The sequence below is a fragment of the Methylobacterium sp. 275MFSha3.1 genome, from assembly GCF_900108435.1.
GTDB lineage: Bacteria > Pseudomonadota > Alphaproteobacteria > Rhizobiales > Beijerinckiaceae > Methylobacterium.
Genome location: NZ_FNWP01000009.1, coordinates 42093 through 63962 on the forward strand (window position 1 = coordinate 42093; position 21870 = coordinate 63962).

The 21870-nt window shown below is 71.6% G+C and carries 20 protein-coding genes; 9 read left to right on the plus strand and 11 right to left on the minus strand.

Annotation, left to right across the window (positions count from 1 at the left end):
* The first annotated feature begins 118 nt into the window (after positions 1 to 118).
* On the plus strand, positions 119 to 1330 hold the full coding sequence (locus BLW78_RS12285) for a DNA topoisomerase IB (protein WP_091680172.1): 1212 nt from the start codon (positions 119 to 121) through the stop codon (positions 1328 to 1330).
* 35 nt (positions 1331 to 1365) lie between these two features.
* Here the strand turns inward: BLW78_RS12285 and BLW78_RS12290 are convergent, their stop codons facing one another.
* Positions 1366 to 2052 carry a LuxR C-terminal-related transcriptional regulator gene (locus BLW78_RS12290; protein ID WP_091679872.1) on the minus strand — a complete coding sequence of 229 codons (687 nt, stop codon included), beginning with the start codon at positions 2050 to 2052 and terminating at the stop codon, positions 1366 to 1368.
* Between the two features lie 212 nt (positions 2053 to 2264).
* Complete coding sequence (locus BLW78_RS12295) at positions 2265 to 3161, minus strand: GGDEF domain-containing protein (protein WP_091679875.1); 897 nt, start codon at positions 3159 to 3161, stop codon at positions 2265 to 2267.
* A gap of 74 nt (positions 3162 to 3235) precedes the next feature.
* Between BLW78_RS12295 and BLW78_RS12300 the strand changes: the two genes are divergently transcribed.
* The gene (locus BLW78_RS12300; RefSeq protein WP_091679876.1) at positions 3236 to 3592 is read left to right on the plus strand and encodes a hypothetical protein; all 357 of its coding nucleotides are present in this window, start codon (positions 3236 to 3238) and stop codon (positions 3590 to 3592) included.
* On the opposite strand, the gene BLW78_RS12305 is transcribed toward BLW78_RS12300, so the two are convergent.
* Together BLW78_RS12305 and BLW78_RS12310 are read right to left on the minus strand one after the other, a co-directional pair.
* Complete coding sequence (locus tag BLW78_RS12305) at positions 3564 to 3953, minus strand: hypothetical protein (RefSeq protein WP_091679879.1); 390 nt, start codon at positions 3951 to 3953, stop codon at positions 3564 to 3566. The genes BLW78_RS12300 and BLW78_RS12305 overlap by 29 nt on opposite strands.
* Before the next feature lie 149 nt (positions 3954 to 4102).
* Positions 4103 to 4333: a hypothetical protein gene (locus BLW78_RS12310; RefSeq protein ID WP_026605348.1), complete on the minus strand. Its 231-nt coding sequence runs from the start codon at positions 4331 to 4333 to the stop codon at positions 4103 to 4105.
* A gap of 319 nt (positions 4334 to 4652) precedes the next feature.
* Between BLW78_RS12310 and ruvB the strand changes: the two genes are divergently transcribed.
* The 3 genes from ruvB to ybgC all read left to right on the plus strand — a co-directional run bounded on the left by ruvB (position 4653) and on the right by ybgC (position 7344).
* Entirely contained in the window at positions 4653 to 5708 is a 1056-nt protein-coding gene (ruvB, locus tag BLW78_RS12315; protein ID WP_091679881.1) for a Holliday junction branch migration DNA helicase RuvB, read from the plus strand.
* A 367-nt stretch (positions 5709 to 6075) separates the two neighbouring features.
* Positions 6076 to 6801 (plus strand): DUF4142 domain-containing protein, encoded by a 726-nt coding sequence (locus BLW78_RS12320; protein ID WP_042669273.1) that lies wholly within the window; start codon positions 6076 to 6078, stop codon positions 6799 to 6801.
* A 90-nt stretch (positions 6802 to 6891) separates the two neighbouring features.
* A complete protein-coding gene (gene ybgC, locus BLW78_RS12325; protein ID WP_091679884.1) occupies positions 6892 to 7344 on the plus strand; it encodes a tol-pal system-associated acyl-CoA thioesterase in 453 nt (150 codons plus the stop codon).
* Positions 7345 to 7347: 3 nt separating this feature from the next.
* Here ybgC and BLW78_RS12330 read toward each other — a convergent pair whose 3' ends face one another.
* Entirely contained in the window at positions 7348 to 8136 is a 789-nt protein-coding gene (locus tag BLW78_RS12330) for an HpcH/HpaI aldolase family protein (protein ID WP_020093362.1), read from the minus strand.
* A 308-nt stretch (positions 8137 to 8444) separates the two neighbouring features.
* On the opposite strand from BLW78_RS12330, the gene tolQ reads away from it, so the two are divergent.
* The 4 genes from tolQ to tolB all read left to right on the plus strand — a co-directional run bounded on the left by tolQ (position 8445) and on the right by tolB (position 12386).
* Complete coding sequence (tolQ, locus tag BLW78_RS12335; RefSeq protein WP_012317751.1) at positions 8445 to 9161, plus strand: protein TolQ; 717 nt, start codon at positions 8445 to 8447, stop codon at positions 9159 to 9161.
* Positions 9162 to 9188: 27 nt separating this feature from the next.
* Entirely contained in the window at positions 9189 to 9635 is a 447-nt protein-coding gene (locus BLW78_RS12340) for an ExbD/TolR family protein (protein WP_020093363.1), read from the plus strand.
* Positions 9636 to 9644: 9 nt separating this feature from the next.
* Positions 9645 to 10982 carry a cell envelope integrity protein TolA gene (tolA, locus tag BLW78_RS12345; protein ID WP_091679887.1) on the plus strand — a complete coding sequence of 446 codons (1338 nt, stop codon included), beginning with the start codon at positions 9645 to 9647 and terminating at the stop codon, positions 10980 to 10982.
* A gap of 66 nt (positions 10983 to 11048) precedes the next feature.
* Positions 11049 to 12386, plus strand: a complete 1338-nt coding sequence (gene tolB / locus BLW78_RS12350; RefSeq protein WP_091679889.1) for a Tol-Pal system beta propeller repeat protein TolB — start codon at positions 11049 to 11051, stop codon at positions 12384 to 12386.
* 219 nt (positions 12387 to 12605) lie between these two features.
* On the opposite strand, the gene BLW78_RS12355 is transcribed toward tolB, so the two are convergent.
* The 6 genes from BLW78_RS12355 to bioD all read right to left on the minus strand — a co-directional run bounded on the left by BLW78_RS12355 (position 12606) and on the right by bioD (position 21868).
* Positions 12606 to 13838 (minus strand): MFS transporter, encoded by a 1233-nt coding sequence (locus tag BLW78_RS12355; protein WP_020093366.1) that lies wholly within the window; start codon positions 13836 to 13838, stop codon positions 12606 to 12608.
* Between the two features lie 37 nt (positions 13839 to 13875).
* Entirely contained in the window at positions 13876 to 16497 is a 2622-nt protein-coding gene (locus BLW78_RS12360; RefSeq protein WP_091679892.1) for a sensor histidine kinase, read from the minus strand.
* 371 nt (positions 16498 to 16868) lie between these two features.
* Positions 16869 to 18269, minus strand: a complete 1401-nt coding sequence (gene ahcY, locus BLW78_RS12365; protein WP_091679894.1) for an adenosylhomocysteinase — start codon at positions 18267 to 18269, stop codon at positions 16869 to 16871.
* Positions 18270 to 18427: 158 nt separating this feature from the next.
* Positions 18428 to 18832 carry a hypothetical protein gene (locus tag BLW78_RS12370; protein ID WP_056525297.1) on the minus strand — a complete coding sequence of 135 codons (405 nt, stop codon included), beginning with the start codon at positions 18830 to 18832 and terminating at the stop codon, positions 18428 to 18430.
* Between the two features lie 306 nt (positions 18833 to 19138).
* Positions 19139 to 21082, minus strand: coding sequence for a potassium transporter Kup (locus BLW78_RS12375; RefSeq protein ID WP_091679897.1), 1944 nt, complete (start codon positions 21080 to 21082; stop codon positions 19139 to 19141).
* A 114-nt stretch (positions 21083 to 21196) separates the two neighbouring features.
* A complete protein-coding gene (gene bioD, locus BLW78_RS12380) occupies positions 21197 to 21868 on the minus strand; it encodes a dethiobiotin synthase (protein WP_091679900.1) in 672 nt (223 codons plus the stop codon).
* Between the last annotated feature and the right edge of the window lie 2 nt (positions 21869 to 21870).

The window sequence follows — 21870 nt, forward strand, 5'->3', positions numbered from 1 at the left end:
GGCGGGGCCCGTCCTGCGACGGATGTGCAGGCCCGGAACGGCGATCCCGTGCCGCCGGTTGTCCAAGGCCTTCTCGCCGGGCGAGGCAGCCCGGCGGCGTCGATGGGAGGGGCTGTTCATGGCGTGCGTCGAGACGGCGGAGAGCGGCGGAGACCTCCGCGCCGCGGCCGAGGAGGCCGGGCTCGTCTACGTCGATGACGGCCGGCCCGGGCTGACCCGCCGCCGCAGCGGCACCGGCTTCCGCTACCTCGACGCGAAGGGCGCGCCGGTGCGCGACAGGGCCGTGCTGGCCCGCATCCGCGGCCTCGCGATCCCGCCGGCCTACACGGACGTCTGGATTTGCCCCCGCCGCAACGGCCACGTCCAGGCGACGGGCCGTGACGCCAAGGGGCGCAAGCAGTACCGCTACCACCCGGATTTCCGGCAGGCGCGGGAGGCGAACAAGTTCTCGCGGATCATGGCCTTCGCGGACGCGCTGCCGGGCATTCGCCGGCGCGTCGACGCCGACATGAGGCGGCCGGGCCTGCCCCGCGACAAGGTGCTGGCCACCGTGGTCCACCTGCTCGAGACCACGCTGATCCGCGTCGGCAACGACGACTACGCGCGGACCAACAAGAGCTACGGCCTCACGACCCTGCGCGACCCCCACGTCCGGATCGAGGGTTCGGCTCTGTCGTTCCGCTTCAAGGGCAAGAGCGGCAAGACCTGGGACGTGTCGCTGAAGGACCGGCGGGTCGCCCGGATCGTCAAGGCGTGCCAGGACCTGCCGGGCCAGGAGCTATTCCAGTATCTCGACCCGGACGGCACCCAGCGCGACGTCACCTCCTCGGACGTGAACGCGTACCTGCGCGAGATCACCGGCGAGGACTTCACCGCCAAGGATTTTCGGACCTGGGCCGGCACGGTGCTGGCGGCGCTGGCGCTGCGGGAGTTCGAGAGCTTCGACAGCGAGGCCGGAGCCAAGCGCAACATCCGCGCGGCCATCGAGAACGTCGCGGGCCGCCTCGGCAACACGCCGACGATCTGCCGCAAGTGCTACATCCACCCGCAGATCCTCGACTGCTACCTGGAGGGCGGCCTGCTCCTGCAGGTGAAGGACGCGGTCGAATCGGAGCTGAGCGAGGATCTGTCCACCCTGCGGCCCGAGGAGGCCGCGGTGCTGGGACTCCTGCAGGCGCGCCTCTCCGCCGCCGAGGACGCCGTCAAGGCCGGAGGTCGGGTCAAGCCGGCGGGCGCGCGGAAACGCGGGGCGAAGACGCCAGAGCGGTCCAAGAGCGGGACGGCGGCCAAGCGCGCGTCCGGAGCCCGGAAGGCGGCCGCGGCCGCTTAGGGGGGCGGTCTCGCCGAGACCGCCCGATCCCCCTCTCAGTGCCGGGACTGGTTGTCGTTGCCCGAGGACCGGTTGTCGGTGCCGCGCCGAACCTGATCGCCGGAGTCGACCACCGGGGCCAGGCCGAGCTGGCGGGCCAGCGAGACGAGGTCCTTGAGCCGGCCGGTCTGGGTCTTGCGCCGCAGGTTGAGCCGGTGAGTCTCCACCGTTCGCACGCTGAGCGCCAGCCGCCGCGCGACCTCCTTGTTGCTGAACCCGGAACTCAGGAAGCGCAGCACCTCGGCCTCGCGGGGCGTCAGCCCGAGGCTCTCGCCGGCCTCCGGGGGCATCGCCACCGGCTGCTCCGGCGGGACCAGCACGTCCGAGCCCTCCGCCAGCGCCAGCAGCGCCGCGCCGAGGTCTCGCGGCGACTTGGAGCGCGCCACGAAGGCGTCGGCGCCCGCCGCCAGCAGGGCGCGGAGGTCGTCCGCCGTCAGCGCGCCGAAGGCGACCAGCGTGCGCAGCGCCGGCTGGCGCTCCTTCAGGGCGACGATGCGGGCGATCCCGTCGGCCAGCCGGATCTCGTCGAGGAAGACCAGGGCGACGCTGCTGCCGGCGTCGGCGCGGTCGAGATCGGCCTCGCCGATGGTGTGGAATTCGGGCATGTGCTCGAGGGTGGCGCGAACCGTCGCGCTCAGGTCCTCCGGCTCATCCAGGATCAGGACGCCAACGGCCGTACTCATGACCTCGCACCTCTCTCTCCCGGCTTGATACAGGCGGCCGGGATCGAAGGCGAAGTTCCAAGATCCGTTCCAGCAACAACTCGCGAATATTAAGCTTTATATTGGCCGAATCGCTCCCCAGAAACGGATACTCGGCGAATCAATGCGCCGATCTGGGACGACGGTGGGACACCGCTCGACGGACTGTGCCGATCCGGGACGGGCGGTCCGGCTCAGCCCGCGACGGCGCGGATACCCTCGCTGTGATCCGGCACCACCCGGTTCCGGCCGCCGCCCTTCGCCGCGTAGAGCGCGACATCGGCCCGCTTGACCAGGGCCTCGACGCTGTCGCCGTCGCGCCACGTGCTGACGCCGAAGCTGCAGCTCAGCGCGATCGGACCCCGCGCCCCGCCGATCCGCAGGGCCTGGACGTCGGCGCGCAGGCGCTCGGCCTGCGCCACGGCCTCCGCGAGCCCGCCGCCGGGCAGGATGACGGCGAATTCCTCGCCGCCGAGGCGTCCCGCGATCCCGGCACCGGCGATCAGCTCGGCCACGGCCTTGATCGCCACGTCGCCGACATCGTGCCCGTGCTCGTCGTTGATGCGCTTGAAGTGATCGATGTCGAGGAGGATCGCCGAGACGGCGCCCGGCCTCGGGTCTCGCGCCGCGGCGGCCCGCGCGCGCTTGAAGAAGGCACGCCGGTTGTAGGAGCCGGTCAGCGGGTCCGTCTCGGCGAGGCGGATCAGCTCCTCCTGCATGGTGGTCAGGCGCTCGGCCGCGCGCAGGCGCGCGTTCAGCTCCTCGGCGCTCGGCGGCTTCTCGATGAAGTCGTCGGCGCCGCTGTCGAGGGCCTCGGCCAGGCTGCGGACGTTGCGGGCCGACGACATGGTGATGACGTGCAGCGGCCCGCGGGATTCGGCGAGGAGCCGGGCCGACCAGCAGAGTTCGAGCCCGCAGAGCGGCCGCACCTCCAGGCTGGTGATGAGGACCCGGACCGCCGGCGTCGCCGCCAGGAACTCCAGCGCCCGCTCCGAATCCGTGAACGGGTGCACCGCGTGGCCGCGCGGCTCGATCAGGGACGCGATGATCTGCAGCACGACGCGGCTCGAGTCGACGATGACGATCTGCATGGCGTGACCCGCACCCGATATCCGCGGTGTAAGCTGGAAGGCTTAACCGCCCCCCAACGGAGCTGAACCCCGGTATGAGCGTGGCCATTACCACTCCGGATCGGCGCTATATCGTTGTCCGGGCGCGTCTGTGGCGCCGCGCGAATCCCGACCTGTCGGAAACCTGTCGGGCCGCGCTGGTGCAGCGCCTGATGGCGGCGCGCCGGGGCGTGAAGGAGGCCAAGCGGGCCGAGCGCGCGGGCGAGCCGGGCGCCGCGGAGGCGCTCGCCGCCGCCAGGGCCGAGGTCGATGCGGCGAAGGTCGGACTCGGCGAGCGCGGCCCGGTCTGGTGGACGGACGGCGCGCCCGACCTCAACCGGCGCCTCGTCCGCAACACGCCCTACGCGGCGTGGTTCGCGGCGCTCAGCGCCGGGGAACCTGAACCGCGATGACCCGGGCCCCCGCGACCGGGTCGGCCCCGACGGCGCGCGCGCCGCGGCGGCCGTAGGGGGCGGCGTTGATCACCGTCAGGGCCGGCTCGGCCGCCGGAGCGGCCTGGATGCCGGTCACCGTCGGGACGCCGTAGGTGCCGTAGCTCCAGGGCGTGGGCACGATCTGGGTCGGGCGCGGCACGCGGGTCAGCGGGGCGCCGATATAGGTGCCCCGCACGAATTCGCCGGCAAAGCCCGGATCGGCGGCGTAGCCGGGCGCGTAGGCGACCGGCGCGTAGGGATCGGTGCTCCGGAAGGTCTGCGCCGACGCGGGCGCCGCCGCCGCCAGAGCGAGCAGGGTCACAATCGTCCGGTTGGCCATGGGTCCGGCTCCGAGGGGTGTCGGCGGGCGCGGTGCGCGCCGGGTGCGGGGCCAACAGACCGGATCACCGGCCGTTCCGCGTCTCCAGTCGCGCAGAGTGCGTAACGGTCCCGTCATGCCCAGCCGATCGGCCCCCGGCTGCACACCGGTCAGCGGCAGGTGGTGATCCGCCGGACCACCCAGCCCTCGCCCTCGATCCACAGACGGCGGCGGGCCCGGCTGCAGGTGACGTCGTCCTCCCGCTCCGCCGAGACGGGATGGACCTGCGGGTTGGCCTCGGCGACCTTGGTCTCGGCCGGGCCGTTGGCGGCCTGGGCCGCGAGCGGAACGGCGAGCATGACGGTGCCGGCTGCGGCGGCAGCGATCGTACGGAGTTTCATCGGGGAGAAGCGCCCTGCGGCCATGCTTGGAGGTTTGGTCCAGGAATGCGCGGGCCGGCGGTTCGGTTGCATCCCGGTTGCGTCGATCGCGACGGCCCGTGCGCTCGCTCACATCGCCGGTGGCGCCACACGGGCTGACGCCCGGCCACGACACCTGGCGACGACACCTGGCCACGACACTTGGCCACCTTGCCCGGCCGCGGCGCTTAGACTTCCCGGCTTTCACGGGTAAGGAAGAACAAAACCGGACGCGCCGGTGCCCAGCCGTCCTGCGAGACCGCCCATCGCGGGCCGCGGCACGGTCCACGAAGCAGGGTTCATGAGCAAGTCGAAGCCTCCGACCAACGCGCTCCTGACACCGGAGAAGCGCACCGAGGACGTCGATCAGACGATCCGCCCCCTGAGCCTTGCCGAGTTCATCGGTCAGCGCGCGGCGCGGGCGAACATGCAGGTGTTCATCGAGGCGGCGAGGAAGACCGGGCAGGCGCTCGACCACGTGCTGTTCGTCGGGCCGCCGGGCCTGGGCAAGACCACGCTCGCCCAGATCGTGGCGCGCGAGCTCGGCGTGAACTTCCGCTCCACTTCCGGGCCGGTGATCGCCAAGGCCGGGGATCTGGCCGCCCAGCTCACCAACCTGGAGGAGCGCGACGTCCTGTTCATCGACGAGATCCACCGGCTCAACCCGGCGGTCGAGGAGATCCTCTACCCGGCCATGGAGGATTACCAGCTCGACCTGATCATCGGCGAGGGCCCGGCGGCGCGCTCGGTCAAGATCGAGCTGCCGAAGTTCACGCTCGTTGGGGCCACGACGCGGGCGGGGCTGCTGACGACGCCGCTGCGCGACCGGTTCGGGATCCCGATCCGGCTGGAATTCTACGAGATCGACGAGCTGGAGCAGATCGTGGCGCGCGGCGCGCGGGTGCTGGGCCTGGGCATGTCGGCGGAGGGCGCCAACGAGATCGCCCGTCGGGCGCGGGGCACGCCGCGGATCGCCGGGCGGCTCCTGCGGCGGGTGCGGGACTTCGCGGTGGTGGCGGAGGCCGAGACGGTGACGCGGGCGATCGCCGACCGGGCGCTGCAGCTCTTGGACGTGGACGGGGCGGGTCTCGACGTGATGGACCGCAAGTATCTGAGCCTAATCGCGCGCGCGTTCGGGGGCGGGCCCGTGGGGATCGAGACGATCGGGGCGGCGCTGTCGGAGCCGCGGGACGCGATCGAGGACATCATCGAGCCCTACCTGATCCAGCGCGGCTTCGTGCAGCGCACACCCCGCGGACGCGTCCTCACCCGACACGCCTACCGGCACATGCAGATGCCGGAACCGAAGCGCGAGACGCCCGGGCAGTTCGGCTTTTTCGGTGACGGAGAGCCCTGAGGACCGGTCAACGCGTCTCCATGCATTGAATTCGGACCAGCATTTCACCGGGCACATGCGCGGGACGCGCGATGCTGCGCGCGGCAGCCGGGTGCGTTCCGCGTCGCGATCTCGGCAAGTCGCTGCCGTAACAGCCATTTTGTCGATCGTCTCGGAACAATATTGCCAAGCTTAGGCGGGGATCTCGTCGATCACGTAAGTGTAAAAACTGCCGGATCGCGTGGAACAGCGCCGAAACGCGACAGTTGGGGAGGCGACCGCGCCGGGTCCGCTCGGCGCCGGCAAGGCTGTCCCGATCAGGGTCCTGCCCTCCGATCGCGGCAGATCTTCGCGATCTCAAGAACAACGTCAGGGATAAACTTCCGCCATGAAGAAACTCACGCTCGCCGTGCTCGGCCTGTCCGTCGCCGCCATCTCGGCGCCCGCCTTCGCGCAGGACGCCCTGCCGATCCGCGTGCTGCCCTTCGCCAATCAGGACGGCGTCGGCGCCGCCGCGACCGAGACGCCCGCCTTCCGGGCCGAGGCGCTGCGTTCGGACGCCGCCAGCATCGAGGCGAGCCGGATCGCCCTCCAGCGGTCGCGCAACCCCCGGGTCCGCAACTACGCCAACCGCGTCCTTGTCGAGCGCAAGGCGACCACCGACGCGCTGCTGCCGCCGAACACCTCCCTCACCCGCAACGGCTCGGTGGTCTCCGACAACCAGGGCATCCGCACCGACCTGAGCAACCCGGTCGGCCTCGTGCTCGCGCCGGTGACGGTGGCCGCCAACATCGGCACCGGCATCGTCGGCGGCGCCCTCGGCGCGGTCGGCATCGTCGACAACAGCCCGGCCGAGCCTGGCCGCCGCGTGGCCCTCGGCGAGCGCGGACAAGCGCGTCTGGCGCAGCTCCAGGCGGCCCCGAACGGCCGGGCCTTCGACCGGACCTACATCGACCAGCAGGCCCGCTCGGACGCCCGCACCCTGGCGCTCTACGACGCCTACGCCAAGCAGGGCGACAACGCCCAGGGCCGCAAGTTCGCCACCGAGGCCCTGCCCTACATCGCCGACGAGCACGCCCACTCGGCGAGCCTCGCGGCCCGCATCGGCGGCTGAGCGCCGCGCATGGCGTGATCTGCGCGAGGGCCGCCCCAGGGCGGCCCTCGTCGTGTTGCGCCGTCGCACAGCCCGTCGCTAAAGGGGCGCATGAGCGCGATCGAGCCCGCCAAGAATGGATCCGCGGAGGACGGTGCCCCGCCCCACCGGATGGGCGTGCGCGTCTACTACGAGGACACAGACTTCTCCGGCTTCGTCTACCACGCCAGCTACCTGCGCTTCCTCGAGCGCGGCCGCACCGAATTGTTGCGGGAACTCGCCGGCGACCAGTCGGACCTGCACCGCGACGCACGCGGCCTCGTCTTCGTGGTGCGGCGCATGAGCCTCGATTTCCTCCGGCCGGCCCGGATGGACGACCTGCTCACCGTCGTGACCCGCACGCGCGCCCTGCGCGGCGCCTCGATGCAGCTCGCCCAGGACGTCCGACGGGGCGACGAAGTGCTGGTCTCCGCGGAGGTCACGGTCGCCTGCGTGCGGGACGGCCGCGCCGTCCGCCTCCCGGACGCGCTGCGGCGGCGGCTCGCGCCCGGTGAGGCCGCCTAGACCTCAGCCGGCCCGCGCCGGGTCGGCCTCGCAGAGCACCCGCGCGAAGGCGTTGACGATGGTCAGCGCGTCGTACTCGACCGAGACCAGCTGGTAGCCCATCCCGACCATCTCCCGGGCGCGCGCCGGCGACGGCGCGAAGGCGCAGGGAATCTTGCCCGCCGCCCGGGTCTTGCGCGCGATCTCCCCGAGGGCCGCCGTGACCGCCGATCCCAGCGGGTCGATGGCCGCCCCCTTGGACAGGGCGATCGACAGGTCGGCGGGGCCGACAAGGACGCCGTCGATGCCCGGCACGGCGAGGATCGCCTCTAGGTCGGCGATCCCCGCCTCGGTCTCGCACATGGCGATCGTGAGCGCCCGATCGTTGGCGCCCGCGAGGTAGTCCGCGCCGTTCCGGAGCCCCGAGAGCCACATGGCCCGGTCCGGTCCCCAGCTCCGCTGGCCGACCGGCGGGAATTTCGCGGCCGCCGCCAGGGCCTCGGCATCCGCGACGGTGTTGATCATCGGCGCCACGACGCCGGCGGCGCCCGCGTCGAGCATCCGCGAGACCATGGCGAAGTCGCCCACCGGCACGCGCACCAGGGTCGATTTGCCGGCCAGGGCGACCTCGGTGATGGCCGCACACGACGTCTTGTAGTCGTAGGTGCCGTGCTGCTGATCCAGCAGGACGGCGTCGAATCCGGCGCGCGCCAGGAAGCCGGCCAGCATCGGGTCGGCGATCATGGACCAGCCCAGGAACCGGGCCGGGCCGGTGGGCAGCAGATCGGGCAGGCTGGGAACGGGGAGGGTCATGCGCGTCCTGCGTATCTCAGGGCTGTCGACTCGGCGCCGTGGGCCGCGACCATACGGGAGGCGCTTTCGGCAGGTCCAGCCCGGACGGCCCGTCGGACGGCGGCACATGCCTCAGGATCGCCCGGATCGAAACCGATCCTTAACCCTGCCGCGCCCTTAACGGAGGCGATGCCACGGCGGGGCGCGGGGGCCGTCGACGGCCCTTACTTTCGACAGATTCGCGGGCGACAGCGTTGATATCGCTCACGGATCCGGCGGACGCGGGCCTCGCCCGGCGCATCGCGATCCGGAGCAGGAGACCTCGACGGATGAACCCAGCCGACGCGATGCAGGCCGCGCCTGTCGCCGACATGACGCTGCTCGGCCTGTTCCTGCAGGCCCACTTCGTCGTGAAGATCGTGATGATCGGGCTGCTCAGCGCCTCGATCTGGTGCTGGTCGATCATCGTCGACAAGACGCTGCTGTTCCGCCGGACCAAGGCCGAGATGGACGCGTTCGAGGACGCCTTCTGGTCCGGCCGCTCCCTGGAGGAGCTGTTCCGCTCGTTCAACGACCGGCCGGCCACGGGCCTCGCCGCCGTCTTCGTCGCCGCCATGCGCGAGTGGAAGCGCTCGTTCGAGGGCTCCGGCCGGCAGATCCAGTCGCTGTCGCAGCGCATCGAGAAGCAGCTCGACGTCACCATCCACCGCGAGGTCGAGCGGCTGGAGTCGCGCCTGCTGTTCCTCGCCTCGATCGGCTCGGCCGGCCCGTATATCGGCCTGTTCGGCACCGTCTGGGGCATCATGACCGCGTTCACCTCGATCGCGGCCTCGAAGAACACCTCGCTCGCGGTCGTCGCCCCCGGCATCGCCGAGGCGCTGTTCGCCACCGCCATCGGCCTGTTCGCCGCGATCCCGGCGGTGCTCGCCTACAACAAGCTCCAGGCCGAAGTCTCCAAGGCGCAGTCGCGGCTGGAGAGCTTCGCCGACGAGTTCTCCGCCATCCTCTCCCGCCAGATCGACGAGCGGCTGCCGCTCGCCGCCTGAACCGGCTGATCCAGAGGAGACCGATCCATGGGCATGGCAGCGGGCGCATCGCAGGGCGGCAAGCGCCGCCGGCGCCGGGGCCGCCGCGGCGGACCCATCAACGAGATCAACATGACGCCGTTCATCGACGTCGTGCTCGTGCTCCTGATCATCTTCATGGTCGCGGCGCCGATGATGACCGTCGGCGTCCCCCTCGACCTGCCGCAATCCAAGGCCTCGCCGCTCAATTCCGACGTGAAGCCGATCACCCTGTCGATCCGCCAGACCGGCCAGGTCTTCCTCGGGGAGGACGAGCTCACCGACGACTCGATCGTGCCGAAGCTCATGGAGACCGCCAAGACCGGGACCGAGGAGCGCGTCTTCGTGCGCGGCGACAAGCGGGTCGATTACGGCCGCGTGGCGCAGGTGATGGCGATCGTGACCGGCGGCGGCTTCAAGAAGGTCGCCCTCGTCACCGAGCCTGAGCATCAGTAGGGCCGTCCCGTGGAGTTCCGCTTCGACCGCAAGGAACCGGGTGTCTGGATCTCCGCCGGCACCCACGTCGCGCTCCTCGCGCTGGCGCTGGTCAGCGTCGCGGCCCCGGCCCTGCCGGAGGCCCAGGAGGGCGTGCCCGTCGAGGTGATCACCGAGAACCAGTTCTCCGAGATCACCAAGGGCGAGCGTCAGGCCGACAAGCCGATGCCGAACGCCACCTCGCGGGCCGACCGCAAGGCCGAGAAGCTCGAGGACCGCGAGCCTGAGAATTCCAAGCAGGACGCGCCGACCGCGCCGACCCGCACGGCCGAGATGAAGCTCGCCAACGCGGACGAGATGCCGCTGCGCGCCGAGCCCGATCCGCAGGAGGCGGCCCAGGCCGCCAAGGCGGCGGAGAAGGCGGCGCAGGAGAAGCGCGACGCCGAGAAGGCTGCCGCCAAGGCGGCCGAGAAAGCGGCCGAGAAGGCCGCCGCGGAGAAGGCTGCCGCCGCCAAGGCCGAGGCGAAGGCCAAGGCCGAGGCGGTCGCGAAGGCCGAGGCCGAGAAGCGCGAGCAGCTCGAGAAGCTGATCGAGAAGCAGGAAGCCGAGGCCGCGGCGGCCGCCCAGAAGGCCGCCGCGAAGAAGGCCGAAGCTGCCGCCAAGGCGGCCGAGAAAGCGGCCAAGAAGGCCGCCGACGCGAAGGCCAAGGCCGAGGCGGAAGCCGAGCGCCAGAAGGAGATCGCGGAGGCCAAGGCCGAAGCCGAGCGCGAGAAGGCCGAGGCCGCCGCCAAGGCGAGAGCCGAGGCCGCGAAGGCGGAGGCCGCCGCCAAAGCCGAGGCTGCCGCCAAGGCGAAGGCGAAGGCCATGGCGGACGCGAAGGCCAAGGCCGATGCCGAGGCCAAGGCGCGCAAGCAGGCCGAGCTCGCCGACAAGTTCAACGCCGGCGACATCCGCTCGATGCTCGCCTCGAAGGCGCCGTCGCAGTCGACCGGCGCCACCGGCCACGCGGTGCAGAAGGTGGCGGCGCTCGGCGCCGCGACCGGCAACGCGCAGCGCCTCTCGCCGTCGCTGCGCGACGCCCTGGTCGGCCTGCTCCAGCAGCAGATCGAGCGGTGCTACTCGGCGCCCCCCGGCGCGGCCCAGGGCGTGGTCCTGCCGGTTCTCGACATCCGCCTGAATCCGAATGGCTCGCTCAGCACGGAGCCGCGGATCATGCGCGGCGGGGCGAGCGCGGTCGACCAGTCAATCGCGCAGGCCGCACTCCGGGCGGTCCGCCGCTGCGCGCCGTACAACATTCCGGCCACCTACGCGCCGTACTACAATGACTGGAAGGCCATCAACGCGGAGTTCGAGTTCACGGCGACCTGAGGTCTTCCAGCCAGTGTCCCGCCGTCCCCGCGTTCCCGTCTGATCGTCACTCGGATCCGACCCACCATGCTGCACCTCCCCTCCGTCGGGCGCATCCCGACGTCCTATGCCGCGCGCCTGCTCGCGCTCCTCGTGATGCTGACGGGCTTCCTGGCGGGGCCGGCCCAGGCGCAGCTGCAGCTGCGCATCGGCGGCGGCAACTTCCAGCCGATGCCCATCGCCATCGCGGATTTCGGCGGCGACCCGAGCCTCGCGGGCCTCGTCTCCGGCGTGGTCACCAACGACCTGCGCCGCTCCGGCTACTTCACGCCGCTCGACCACGCCCGCTTCCCCGAGCAGCCGAACTTCGACGCCGCGCCGAACTTCGAGAAGTGGCGCGCCACCGGCGTGCAGGGCCTCGTCACCGGCCGGGTCGTCCGCGAGGGCGGCCGGGTCAAGGTCGAGTTCCGGCTCTGGGACGTGACCAACGGCCAGCAGATGACCGGCCAGCAATACGGCACCGACGCCGCCAACGTCCGGCGCACCGGCCACCTGATCGCCGACGGGGTCTACACCAAGATCACCGGCCTCGGGCCCTGGTTCGACAGCCGCATCGCCTTCGTGGACGAGACCGGCCCCAAGGAGAACCGCCGCAAGCGCCTAATGGTCATGGACCAGGACGGCGCCAATGTCCGGGCGATCACCACCGGCGAGATGTCGATCGTGGCGCCGCGCTACTCGCCGGCCACGCAGGACATCGCCTTCATGGCCCAGGCCACCGGCCACCAGCCGCGGGTGCAGATGATCAACCTGGAGACCGGCTCCCGCCAGGCGCTCGGCAACGTCGATTCGATGAGCGCGAGCCCGCGCTTCTCCCCGGACGGCCGCAAGATCGTGATGAGCGTCCAGCAGGGCGGCAACGCCGACATCGTCACGATGGACCTCGCCTCGAAGGCCCAGCGCTCGATCACCAACGGCATGGCGATCGACACCTCGCCGACCTACTCGCCGGACGGGTCGCAGATCGCCTTCGAGTCCGACCGCGGCGGCTCCCAGCAGGTCTACGTGATGGGGGCGGACGGCTCGAACCCGCACCGGATCACCTTCGGCCCCGGCTCGGCCTCGCAGCCGGCCTTCTCGCCCCGGGGCGACCTGATCGCCTACACCCGCCAGCGCAACGGCGGCTTCGCCATCTGCGTCTCGAAGCCCGACGGCTCCGGCGAGCGCGTGCTCACCGAGGGCTTCCACAACGAGGGCCCGACCTTCGCGCCGAACGGCCAGTACGTGCTGTTCTTCCGCGATCCGGGCGGCCAGGGCGGCGGCAAGCTGTTCATGGTCGACATCACCGGCAAGGTGGAGCAGCCGGTCCCGACGCCCGCCTACGCGTCCGACCCGACCTGGTCGCCGCTGCTGTCGGGCCGCTGAGCGCGTCGCGGAGCCCGGCTCACGGGGCGGGCTCCGGGGCCGTTCCCGATTCTGGTGCAACGGTTCGGCAGGACGGCAGGTCCGGTCGAGAGAGCTGCGCCTTACCCCTCCCCCATACGGGAGAGGGGACCCGCGTTTCGTGCGGCGCCGGCTCGCGGCGCCACGATCGCCACGGCCGTCATCCGGGACGCGTCGCGTCCCGAGCCGCGCGAAGGCGCGCTATCCCTGCACCATCAGCCGGTCGCGGGCCCTCAGCGCCGGGAAGAGCCTGCCCCAGAGCAGCGCGACCCCGACCGTCGCGGCGCCGCCGACCACCACCGCCGGGACCGCGCCGATCGCGGCGGCGAGCAGCCCCGATTCGAACTCGCCGAGCTCGTTCGAGGCGCCGATGAACACCGTGTTCACCGCCGAGACGCGGCCGCGCATCGCGTCCGGCGTCTCGCCCTGCACGAAGGTCTGGCGCACGTAGACCGAGATCATGTCGGCGGCGCCCGTGACGAACAGGCAGGCCATCGACAGCGGCAGCGACGTCGACAGCCCGAACGCGACCGTGGCGGCCCCGAACACCGCGGCGGCGCGGAGCATGCGAACGCCCGCGTGGCGCCGCAGGGGGTAGTTCGCCAGCAGCACCGCCATGGCGACAGCCCCGAAGGCCGGCATGCTCCGGAGCGCGCCGAGGCCGAGCGGGCCGACGTGCAAGACCTCCGCGGCGTAGATCGGCAGCAGCGCCGTGGCGCCGCCGAGCAGCACCGTGAACAGGTCGAGGCTGATCGCCCCGAGCACCACCGGCTGGGAGCGGATGTAGTCGATCCCGGCCGAGAGCGCCGCCCAGGTGATCGGCGGCCGCTCGCTCACCGCCGCCGGCCGGTAGCGGATCAGCAGGGTCAGGGCGCTGGCCAGGGCGAAGCTGCCCCCTGCCCCACCGAACACGACGGCGGGTCCGAGGGCGTAGAGGAAGCCGCCGAGCGCTGGCCCCATCACCGACGCGCTCTGCCAGAGGGACGCGTTCCACGCGATCGCCGAGCCGAAAAGCGGCCCGGGCACCAGGGTCGGGAGCAGCGCCTGCAGGGCCGGGTTGGCGAAGGCCCGGGCCGTGCCGACGACGATGACCAGGGCGTAGATCGGCCAGACGGAGTGCACGCCCGCGAGGGCGCAGGCGAGGAGGCCGAGACTCGCCGCGCTCTGGAGCGCGAAGGCGGCGGCGCCGACGAGGCGCCGGTCGTAGGCGTCGGCGACGTGGCCGGTGATCAGCGCGCACAGCACCGCCGGCAGGAAGCCCGCGAGGCCCACGAGGCCCAGCGCCAGGGCGGAATGGGTCAGGTCGTAGACGTACCAGCCGATCGCCACCGCCTGCATCTGGTAGGCGAGGCCCGTGAGGAACCGGGCCGAGCCGAACAGGCGGAAGTCGCCGATGCCGAAGACGGCCCAGCCGGAACGATCATGCGCGGACATGCCTCCTGCTGCGCGGGACCGGCCGCGGAATCAAGCGCTACGGTGACGTTCGCCGGTCGGATGTCGGCGGCTCCGGTCTGCTCGACTGCAGCGTCAGGGTCGGCTTGCGCGGCGGCGGCGGCGGCGGCGGCGGCGGAGGCGGAGGCGGCGACAGGACGGGCGGCTCGGGTTCGAGCGGCGGCGCGCGCCGGCCCTCGCCCGCGAGGTCGGTGGGGAACGTGCAGGTGACGCGGGTGCCGCTGCCCGGCGCGGTCTCCAGCTGCACCCGTCCCCCGTGCAGCTCGACGAAGGAGCGCACGATCGACAGGCCGAGGCCGACGCCCCGGTGGCGGGTTCCGAGGGTGTGGCTCTCGAAGCGGTTGAACACCGAATCGGCGATCTCGGGGGGCATGCCCCGGCCGTGGTCGCGCACGCTGAGGAGAAGCTCCTGCGCGGTCCGGCGGGCATGGACCTCCACGCGCTGGCCGGCATCCGAGAAGCCGACGGCGTTCGAGAGCAGGTTGAACAGGATCTGGCGCACCCGCTTCCCGTCGGCGTGAACGCTGCCGATATCCTCCGGCACGTCGAGGGCGAGGGTGATGTGCGATTCGGCGAGCCGGTCCTCGATGCCGCGGACGGCGGCCTCGACGGTGGCCTGGACGTCGACCTCCTCCCGCTGCAGCTCCAGCGAGCCGGCGTCGATCGAGGCGAGGTCGAGGATGTCGTTGATGATGACGAGCAGCGCCGCCGAGGAGCGCATGATGTGGTCGGAATACTCGCGCTGGCGGTCGTTGAGCGCGCCGACGGTCTCGTCGCCGAGAAGCTGGGTGAAGCCGATGATGTTGGTGAGCGGGGAGCGCAGCTCGTAGGAGACGTGGTGCACGAAGGTGTCGCGCAGCTGCGCGGCCTTCTCCAGGGCATCGTTCTTCTCGGTGAGCGCCCGCTCGACGTTCACACTCGCCGTGACGTCGATCAGGGTCAGGAGCGTCGCGCCCTCCGGGAGCGGCTGCGCGGCGCAGTCGAGCACGGTGCCGTCGACCACCTCGAGGCGGCACGTCCGGGCCGTGCGCGATTCGAGGCCGACCACCGCGTCGCGGATGTCGAGCCACGGCTCCTCGACGGGGGCGAGCGCCCGGCAGGCGGCGATCACCGCGTCCACGTGCGGGCGCTCCTCGATCATCTCCGGGTCGAGCCGCCACACGGTGAAGAAGGCGCGGTTGGCGAGGGACAGGCGCCCGTCCGCGCCGAACACGGCCACCGGCTCGGCCAGCGTGTCCAGGGTCTCGGCCTGCAGGCGGCGCAGGGCGTTGTAGCGGGACTCGGCGTTCAGGCGGTCGGAGACGTCGTCGAACAGGTAGGTCAGGCCGCCCTGCGGGTTCGGGTCCGCGACCACGCGCAGGGTTCGGCCGTCGGGCAGGTACCACCAGGTCTGGTTCGCCTCCGCGGCCCGGTAGGCGGACAGCACGCCCTGCTTCCAGCCGCGGAAATCCGCGTGCTCCTCGAGCTTCCGCTCCGCCCGCAGGTGGTCGAGGATCTCGCCGTCGGAGGGACGCCCGTCGAGGAAGGCCTGATCGAGATCCCAGAGCTGCCGGTAGGCGGCGTTGTGGAAGATCAGCCGCTGCGAGACGTCGAACATCGCGACCGCGGTCGGCAGCTGGTCCAGGGTCCGCACGTTGGCGTTCATCTGCCGCTGCAGGTCGGCCCGGACGCTCTCGAGTTCCGACACGTCGATGGCGATGCCGACGCGGCCGGTTTCCAGCCCGGTCTCGAATACGTCGAGCATCCGCCGGTTCCCGGCCACGATGGCCGAGAGGCGCGGGACGCTCCGGGTCAGGCCGGCGAACCAGGCCGCCTCCTCGCGGGCGATCGTCTCGCGGGCCGGCCGGTCGAACAGCTCCAGGCCGGCGTCGAGGGCGGCCTCGCGGCTCTCCGCCTCGACCGCCGCCACGTAGGCGGCGTTGATCCAGCTCAGACCACCGTCGCGGTTGCGCCGCCAGACCGGCTGGGGGATCGCGTCGAGGAGCCCCGACAGGGCCGAGAGTCCCCGGCGGGTCTCGTCCAGGGTCGCGCGCAGGTCGGCGATCTCGCAGCGCTCCTGGCTGGTCTCGCGCAGGCGCAGGAGCGCCCGCCCCGCCACGGCCTGCCCGTGGGCCTCGATGTTGCGGCCGGTCTGGGTCCGCAGGCTCAGCGCGAAGCTGGTGCCGCGCGCCCGCAGGGTCTCGACGGCGGTCTCGACGGCGGCCGCGTCCGCGGCGACGAGCCACGTGCCGAAGGCCAGGACGCGGCGGGCGTAGCCGGAGGTCGGCCGCTCGCCGTGGATCGCGAGGCTGATGTCGCCCTCGACCACCGGCTCGCTGCGATGATCCCAGGTGACGATGATCTGCCGCTCGGCGTTGAGGAGCATCTCGGCCCGGTCATGGGCGCCGCGCAGGACGTCGAGGGTCGCGGCGAGCTCGCGCTCGCGGCGGGTCCACCGGCCGCGCTCGTAGAGGTGGAGGAGCGACAGGATCACCGCGAAGGCGACGAGGCCGCCGAAGATCGCCAGGGCGGCCACGCTGTGGATCTCCCGCGCGGGATGCGCGGCGGCGGCCTCCGGCAGCTCGGCGAAGGCCGCGCTCGCCGTCGTCAGCGCGAGCGCGCCCACGCCGATCCGAACGTGTGTCGCACGACCGACACCCATGGTTTGCCCCGCCCCCGTACCCGATGGCTGTCCGACCGGCGCGCGTCGCCGCGCGGCGCAGAAGGCACCGTTCCCGCGGCGATTCTCCCGAACCGCCGCAGCCCCATCGATCTAAGATTCGCCCGCACTCTAGGTGCGGCGGAATCGCCCCGGAAGGGGAACGAAGCGTGGCTTTGGGCAAAGTCGGCATAATCAGCCGTTAACGACACACAGAAGACACAGTTCGATTCGGCCGTCTGCGCTTGACAAACGAGAAGGCCCGGCGCAGCGCGCCGGGCCTCCAAATCTCTCCACCGGGCCGCGCCGCCGGATCGCGGCGGCGCGGTGCCGGCCCCGGAAACGAGGCCGTCCGCGCCACCGGCGATGCGGGCTCAGTAGCGGTAGTGCTCGGGCTTGAACGGGCCGCTCTCGGAGACGCCGATATAGGCGGCCTGATCGGGGCGGAGCTTCGAGAGCTTCACGCCGATCTTCTCCAGATGCAGGGCGGCGACCTTCTCGTCGAGGGTCTTCGGCAGGGTGTAGACCTGCTTCTGGTACTTGCCCGGGTTGGACCAGAGCTCGATCTGGGCCAGCGTCTGGTTGGTGAACGAGGCCGACATCACGAAGGACGGGTGACCGGTGGCGTTGCCGAGGTTCACCAGGCGACCCTCCGACAGGAGGATGATGCGGTGGCCGTCCGCGAAGGTGATCTCGTCCACCTGCGGCTTGATGTTCGACCACTTGAGGTTCTTCAGGCCGGCGACCTGAATCTCGTTGTCGAAGTGGCCGATGTTGCAGACGATCGCCCGGTCCTTCATCGCCCGCATGTGGTCGATGGTGATGATGTCCTTGTTGCCGGTGGCGGTGACGAAGATGTCGGCGCGCGGGGCCGCATCCTCCATGGTCACGACCTCGTAGCCCTCCATCGCGGCCTGGAGCGCGCAGATCGGGTCGATCTCCGACACGAGCACGCGGCAGCCGGCGTTGCGCAGGGACGCGGCCGAACCCTTGCCCACGTCGCCGAAGCCCGCGACCATCGCGACCTTGCCGGCCATCATCACGTCGGTGCCGCGGCGGATGCCGTCGACCAGCGACTCCTTGCAGCCGTACAGGTTGTCGAACTTCGACTTGGTGACCGAGTCGTTCACGTTGATCGCCGGGAAGAGCAGCTTGCCCTCCTTGGCCAGCACGTAGAGGCGGTGGACGCCCGTGGTGGTCTCCTCGGAGACGCCCTTGATGCTGTCGGCGAGACCGGCGAACCAGCCCTTCGGCTTCTCGGCGAGCTTGCGCTTGAGGAGCGCGAAGAAGACCTCCTCCTCCTCGCTCTCCGGCTTGTCGAGGAACGCGGTGTCGCCGTTCTCGGCACGCAGGCCGAGATGGACGAACATGGTCGCGTCGCCGCCGTCGTCGAGGATCATGTTCGGCATGCCGCCGTCGTGCCAGTCGAACAGGCGCGAGGTGTAGTCCCAGTACTCCTCCAGGGTCTCGCCCTTCACGGCGAAGACCGGGATGCCGGCGGCCGCGATGGCGGCGGCGGCGTGGTCCTGGGTCGAGTAGATGTTGCAGGAGACCCAGCGGATGTCGGCGCCGAGCGCCTTCAGGGTCTCGATCAGCACGGCGGTCTGGATCGTCATGTGGAGCGAGCCGGCGATCTTGGCGCCCTTCAGGGGCTGCGCAGCGCCGTACTCCTCGCGGACCGCCATCAGGCCCGGCATCTCCGTCTCGGCGATCGAGATCTCCTTCCGGCCGTAATCGGCCAGCCCGATATCCTTGACGATGTAATCCTTGGCCATGAGTCGATGGCTCCGTGTTCGCGTTGCGGGTCGGGGCAACCCCCTACCACCGCGCGGCCTACGAAGCAATCAAGACATAAAGATGTCTTTATGCGTTCTGATCGGCGGGGCGGCCGCGCGAACGCCCGCCCCGCCCCGGATCAGGTCCCGTCCGCCGCTCAGCGGGTCGGCCGCGCCAGCCACCCGAGGCCGAACGCGACGGCGGCCACCAGGGCGAGGGTCGTGCCGCGGTTCTCGTCCGCGCGCGCCGCGAGGGTGCGCCCGTGGCGCACGGCGCGGTCGCGGTAGTGCTGGCCGCGCTCGAGCGCCTCGTCCGCCAGGGCGTGCCCGCGCTCGCTGGCGTCGCGGAACCGGGCGCGCCCCTCCTCGACGAGGTGCTCGCCGCCGTCGCGCAGGTCGCGGACCGTATCCCGGGCCTCGCCGTAGGCGTACTGGGCAGCGCCGGCGGCCTGATCGTAGGCGCCGTCGAGCTGGTCGACGGCCCGGCCGCGCACTGCGCCCGCCGCCGTCTTGATCCGGCCGCGCAGATGGCGAACGCCGCCCTCGAGATGATCCCTGTTCATGCTGTCTCTCCATTCCGGCGCGCGCCCCGGGGGCGCGACGCCTGCGTCGGGGCGGAACGACGGCGGAAGGCTACGGTTCCCTGAGGAGCGGCGGAACGGCCTCAAGTTTCCGTGCATCGGCGAGCCGGCGCTGGAAACAGGTCCGGACCGGCGCAGCGTCCAGGGGCGCCACGGCGTCAATCGCCGGGATCAGATCGAGGCACATCGCGGCCGGGCGGGTGCCCCGATCTCTACGCACGACTCGGCCTGTTCTGGACCGCGCCGCCGCGGTGACTTGCCGGGCGGCGGGAATGTCTCGGGCCGAGGCTAGATCTCGATCTCGGTGCCGACCTCGACGACCTGCCGGGTCGGCACGCCGAAGAAGGCGCCGGTGCGCTCGGCGTTGCGCTGCATGAAGGCGAACAGGTTCTCCCGCCAGGGCGCCATGCCCCGCTTGTCCCGTCGCGGGATGATCGTCTCGTGCCCGACGAAGACGGTCATGTCGTCGAGGACGTGCGGCGGCAGGTGGCGCGATTCCACCGCGCAGGCCAGTCCCTCGGGGATCGAGGCCTCCTCCATGAAGCCGTAGCGGAGGATCACCCGGTAGAAATCCGGCGCCAGGATCGTCACGTGGGCGCGCCGGTCGCGCGGGACGGTGGGTGTCTCCTCGTAGAGCGCCGTGATGATCAGGATGCGCTCCATCAGGGCGTGGTTGCGCTCGACGAAGCGCGAGAGATGCAGAGGGATGCCGTGCTCGGCCGCCGAGAGGAACGCGGCCGTGCCCGGCAGCCGCAGCAGGTCACGGTGCTGGAGACCGCCGAGGAAGACGTCCTCCGGCAGGCGCAGGGCGGCCCTCGCCTCCTCGACCAGCTCGTTTCCCTTCTTCCAGGTCAGCATCATCGCGGCGACGAGCCCGGCGAGCAGCAGCGGAAACCAGCCGCCCTCGAACAGCTTCACGCTGTTGGCGGAGAAGAACACGAGGTCGATGGCGAGGAAGAAGCCGTTGACCGCGAGGACCAGGATCGGGTTGTAGCCCCAGCGGAGCGCGATCAGCGCGGCGAGCAGCGTGGTGATGCCCATCAGCATCGAGACCGCGATGCCGTAGGCGCCGGCCAGGGCGTCGGAGGAGCCGAAGACCACCACGGCCGTCAGGGTCGCCACGGCGAGCAGCCAGTTCACCGCCGGCACGTAGATCTGGCCGCGCTCCTCGTGCGCCGTCTGGACGATGCGCATGGCCGGCAGGAAGCCGAGCTGGACCGATTGCTGGGTCAGGGAGAACACGCCCGAGATGATCGCCTGCGAGGCGATGATGGTCGCCATCGTGGCGAGCGCGACCAGGGGCAGATGGCCCCAGTCGGGGCTGAGGCGGAAGAACGGGTTCTCCAGGGCGTCGGGCGCGGCGATCAGCAGGGCGCCCTGGCCGAAATAGTTGAGCACCAGCGCCGGCAGGACCAGCGCGAACCACGCGATGCGGATCGGCAGGGCGCCGAAATGGCCGAGATCGGCGTACATCGCCTCGCCGCCGGTCACCGCCAGGAAGGCCGCGCCGAGCATCGCGAAGCTGACGTGCCAGCCGGCATGGAGCATGAAATCGACGGCCCGGAACGGGTTGGCCGCCACCAAAATCTCGGGCTTGGCGACGATCCCGGCGATCCCGAGGAGCCCGAGGACGACGAACCAGACGAGCATGACCGGTCCGAACACCCGGCCGATGGCGGCGACGCCCTTGTGCTGGACCAGGAACAGACCGACCAGGATCACCAGCGTGATCGGCACGACGTACGGCCCGAGTGACGGCGCGTCGACCTTCAGGCCCTCGATCGCCGACAGCACCGAGATCGCCGGCGTGATCGCGCCGTCGCCGTAGAGCAGCGCCGCGCCCACCAGCCCGACCACCAGGAGCAGCGCCTTCCACGTGCCGGGCCGGGCCTGACGGGCGCCGAGCAGCGCCAGCATGGCGACGATGCCGCCCTCACCCCGGTTGTCGGCGCGCAGGATCAGCACCGCGTATTTCAGCGACACGATCAGGATCAGCGACCACAGGATCAGCGACACCGCGCCGGTGGCCGCCGCCGGCACCGAGGCGCCGCCGCTGGTCGCGGCCTTCACGGCCTCCTTGAACGCGTAGAGCGGGCTCGTGCCGATATCGCCGTACACGACACCCAGCGCGCCGAACACGAGGGCGGGCCGGAGCCTGTCGCGCGCCGCTTCCGCGTCGACCGCGCCGGTCTCGGATCGGGGACTCGCCGCCGGGGCAAGGGTCTGGCTCACCGCAGGATTCCCCCACGGCGCCACCCGGCCTCGACCATCCGGGCGCCGGGCGCGACGCCGTGGCGGTAAAGCTAGGGGCCACGGCCGCGCCGTCCAGCGACGCTCTCGCGGCGCTCAGATCGAGCCGGTCAGCTCCTCCGGGCAGGCGTCGCCACGGCGCAGACAGAATACGGGCGCGTCGGCATGACGGGCGATGGCCGCGGCCACGGTCGCGGCGGGCGCCGGCGCGCCCAGGCTCTCGCTGACCACCACCGCGCGCAGCGGCACATCGTGGAGCCGCAGGGTCTCGCAGGCCGTGAGCGCGTGGCTGATCGCCCCGAGATAGCTCCCCGAGACGAGGAGCGCCGGGACGCCGAGCGCGCGGAGCCAGTCCAGGCCGGTGGCGGCCTCGGTGACCGGGCTCATGAGCCCGCCGACACCCTCGATCAGCAGCGTGTCCTGGGTGCGGGCGATCTCAGCCTGGCACCAGCCGACGAGGTCGGCGAGGTCCAGGGAGCGCCCCTCCAGCACGGCGGCCTGATCCGGCGAGAGCGGTGCCGAGAACCGCCAGGGCGAGCAGGCCTCCACGGCCTCCTCGTCCAGGGCGAGCCCCTGCGCGTCCAGCAGCCGGGCGGTGTCGCTCTCGACGAAGCCGGGATCGCTGAGCGGCGGGACACCGCTGGCGAGCGGCTTCACCGTCCGGACCGCCCGGCCCTGCGCCCGCAGGCGGCGCGTCAGGGCGGCGGTAACGTAGGTCTTGCCGATCTCGGTCCCGGCCCCGGCGATGAACAGCGCCCGCGCGGGCATCC

What these genes read in the sequence shown, in the direction of transcription:
- tolQ (WP_012317751.1), top strand. Translation starts at nt 8,445, where the DNA reads ATGAACCCAGCCGACGCGATGCAGGCCGCGCCTGTCGCCGACATGACG.
- BLW78_RS12310 (WP_026605348.1), bottom strand. Translation starts at nt 4,333, where the DNA reads ATGAAACTCCGTACGATCGCTGCCGCCGCAGCCGGCACCGTCATGCTC.
- BLW78_RS12320 (WP_042669273.1), top strand. Translation starts at nt 6,076, where the DNA reads ATGAAGAAACTCACGCTCGCCGTGCTCGGCCTGTCCGTCGCCGCCATC.
- ybgC (WP_091679884.1), top strand. Translation starts at nt 6,892, where the DNA reads ATGAGCGCGATCGAGCCCGCCAAGAATGGATCCGCGGAGGACGGTGCC.
- BLW78_RS12370 (WP_056525297.1), bottom strand. Translation starts at nt 18,832, where the DNA reads ATGAACAGGGATCATCTCGAGGGCGGCGTTCGCCATCTGCGCGGCCGG.
- BLW78_RS12355 (WP_020093366.1), bottom strand. Translation starts at nt 13,838, where the DNA reads ATGTCCGCGCATGATCGTTCCGGCTGGGCCGTCTTCGGCATCGGCGAC.
- BLW78_RS12305 (WP_091679879.1), bottom strand. Translation starts at nt 3,953, where the DNA reads ATGGCCAACCGGACGATTGTGACCCTGCTCGCTCTGGCGGCGGCGGCG.
- tolB (WP_091679889.1), top strand. Translation starts at nt 11,049, where the DNA reads ATGCTGCACCTCCCCTCCGTCGGGCGCATCCCGACGTCCTATGCCGCG.
- BLW78_RS12340 (WP_020093363.1), top strand. Translation starts at nt 9,189, where the DNA reads ATGGGCATGGCAGCGGGCGCATCGCAGGGCGGCAAGCGCCGCCGGCGC.
- BLW78_RS12285 (WP_091680172.1), top strand. Translation starts at nt 119, where the DNA reads ATGGCGTGCGTCGAGACGGCGGAGAGCGGCGGAGACCTCCGCGCCGCG.
- BLW78_RS12300 (WP_091679876.1), top strand. Translation starts at nt 3,236, where the DNA reads ATGAGCGTGGCCATTACCACTCCGGATCGGCGCTATATCGTTGTCCGG.
- BLW78_RS12330 (WP_020093362.1), bottom strand. Translation starts at nt 8,136, where the DNA reads ATGACCCTCCCCGTTCCCAGCCTGCCCGATCTGCTGCCCACCGGCCCG.
- ruvB (WP_091679881.1), top strand. Translation starts at nt 4,653, where the DNA reads ATGAGCAAGTCGAAGCCTCCGACCAACGCGCTCCTGACACCGGAGAAG.
- bioD (WP_091679900.1), bottom strand. Translation starts at nt 21,868, where the DNA reads ATGCCCGCGCGGGCGCTGTTCATCGCCGGGGCCGGGACCGAGATCGGC.
- BLW78_RS12360 (WP_091679892.1), bottom strand. Translation starts at nt 16,497, where the DNA reads ATGGGTGTCGGTCGTGCGACACACGTTCGGATCGGCGTGGGCGCGCTC.
- ahcY (WP_091679894.1), bottom strand. Translation starts at nt 18,269, where the DNA reads ATGGCCAAGGATTACATCGTCAAGGATATCGGGCTGGCCGATTACGGC.
- BLW78_RS12290 (WP_091679872.1), bottom strand. Translation starts at nt 2,052, where the DNA reads ATGAGTACGGCCGTTGGCGTCCTGATCCTGGATGAGCCGGAGGACCTG.
- BLW78_RS12295 (WP_091679875.1), bottom strand. Translation starts at nt 3,161, where the DNA reads ATGCAGATCGTCATCGTCGACTCGAGCCGCGTCGTGCTGCAGATCATC.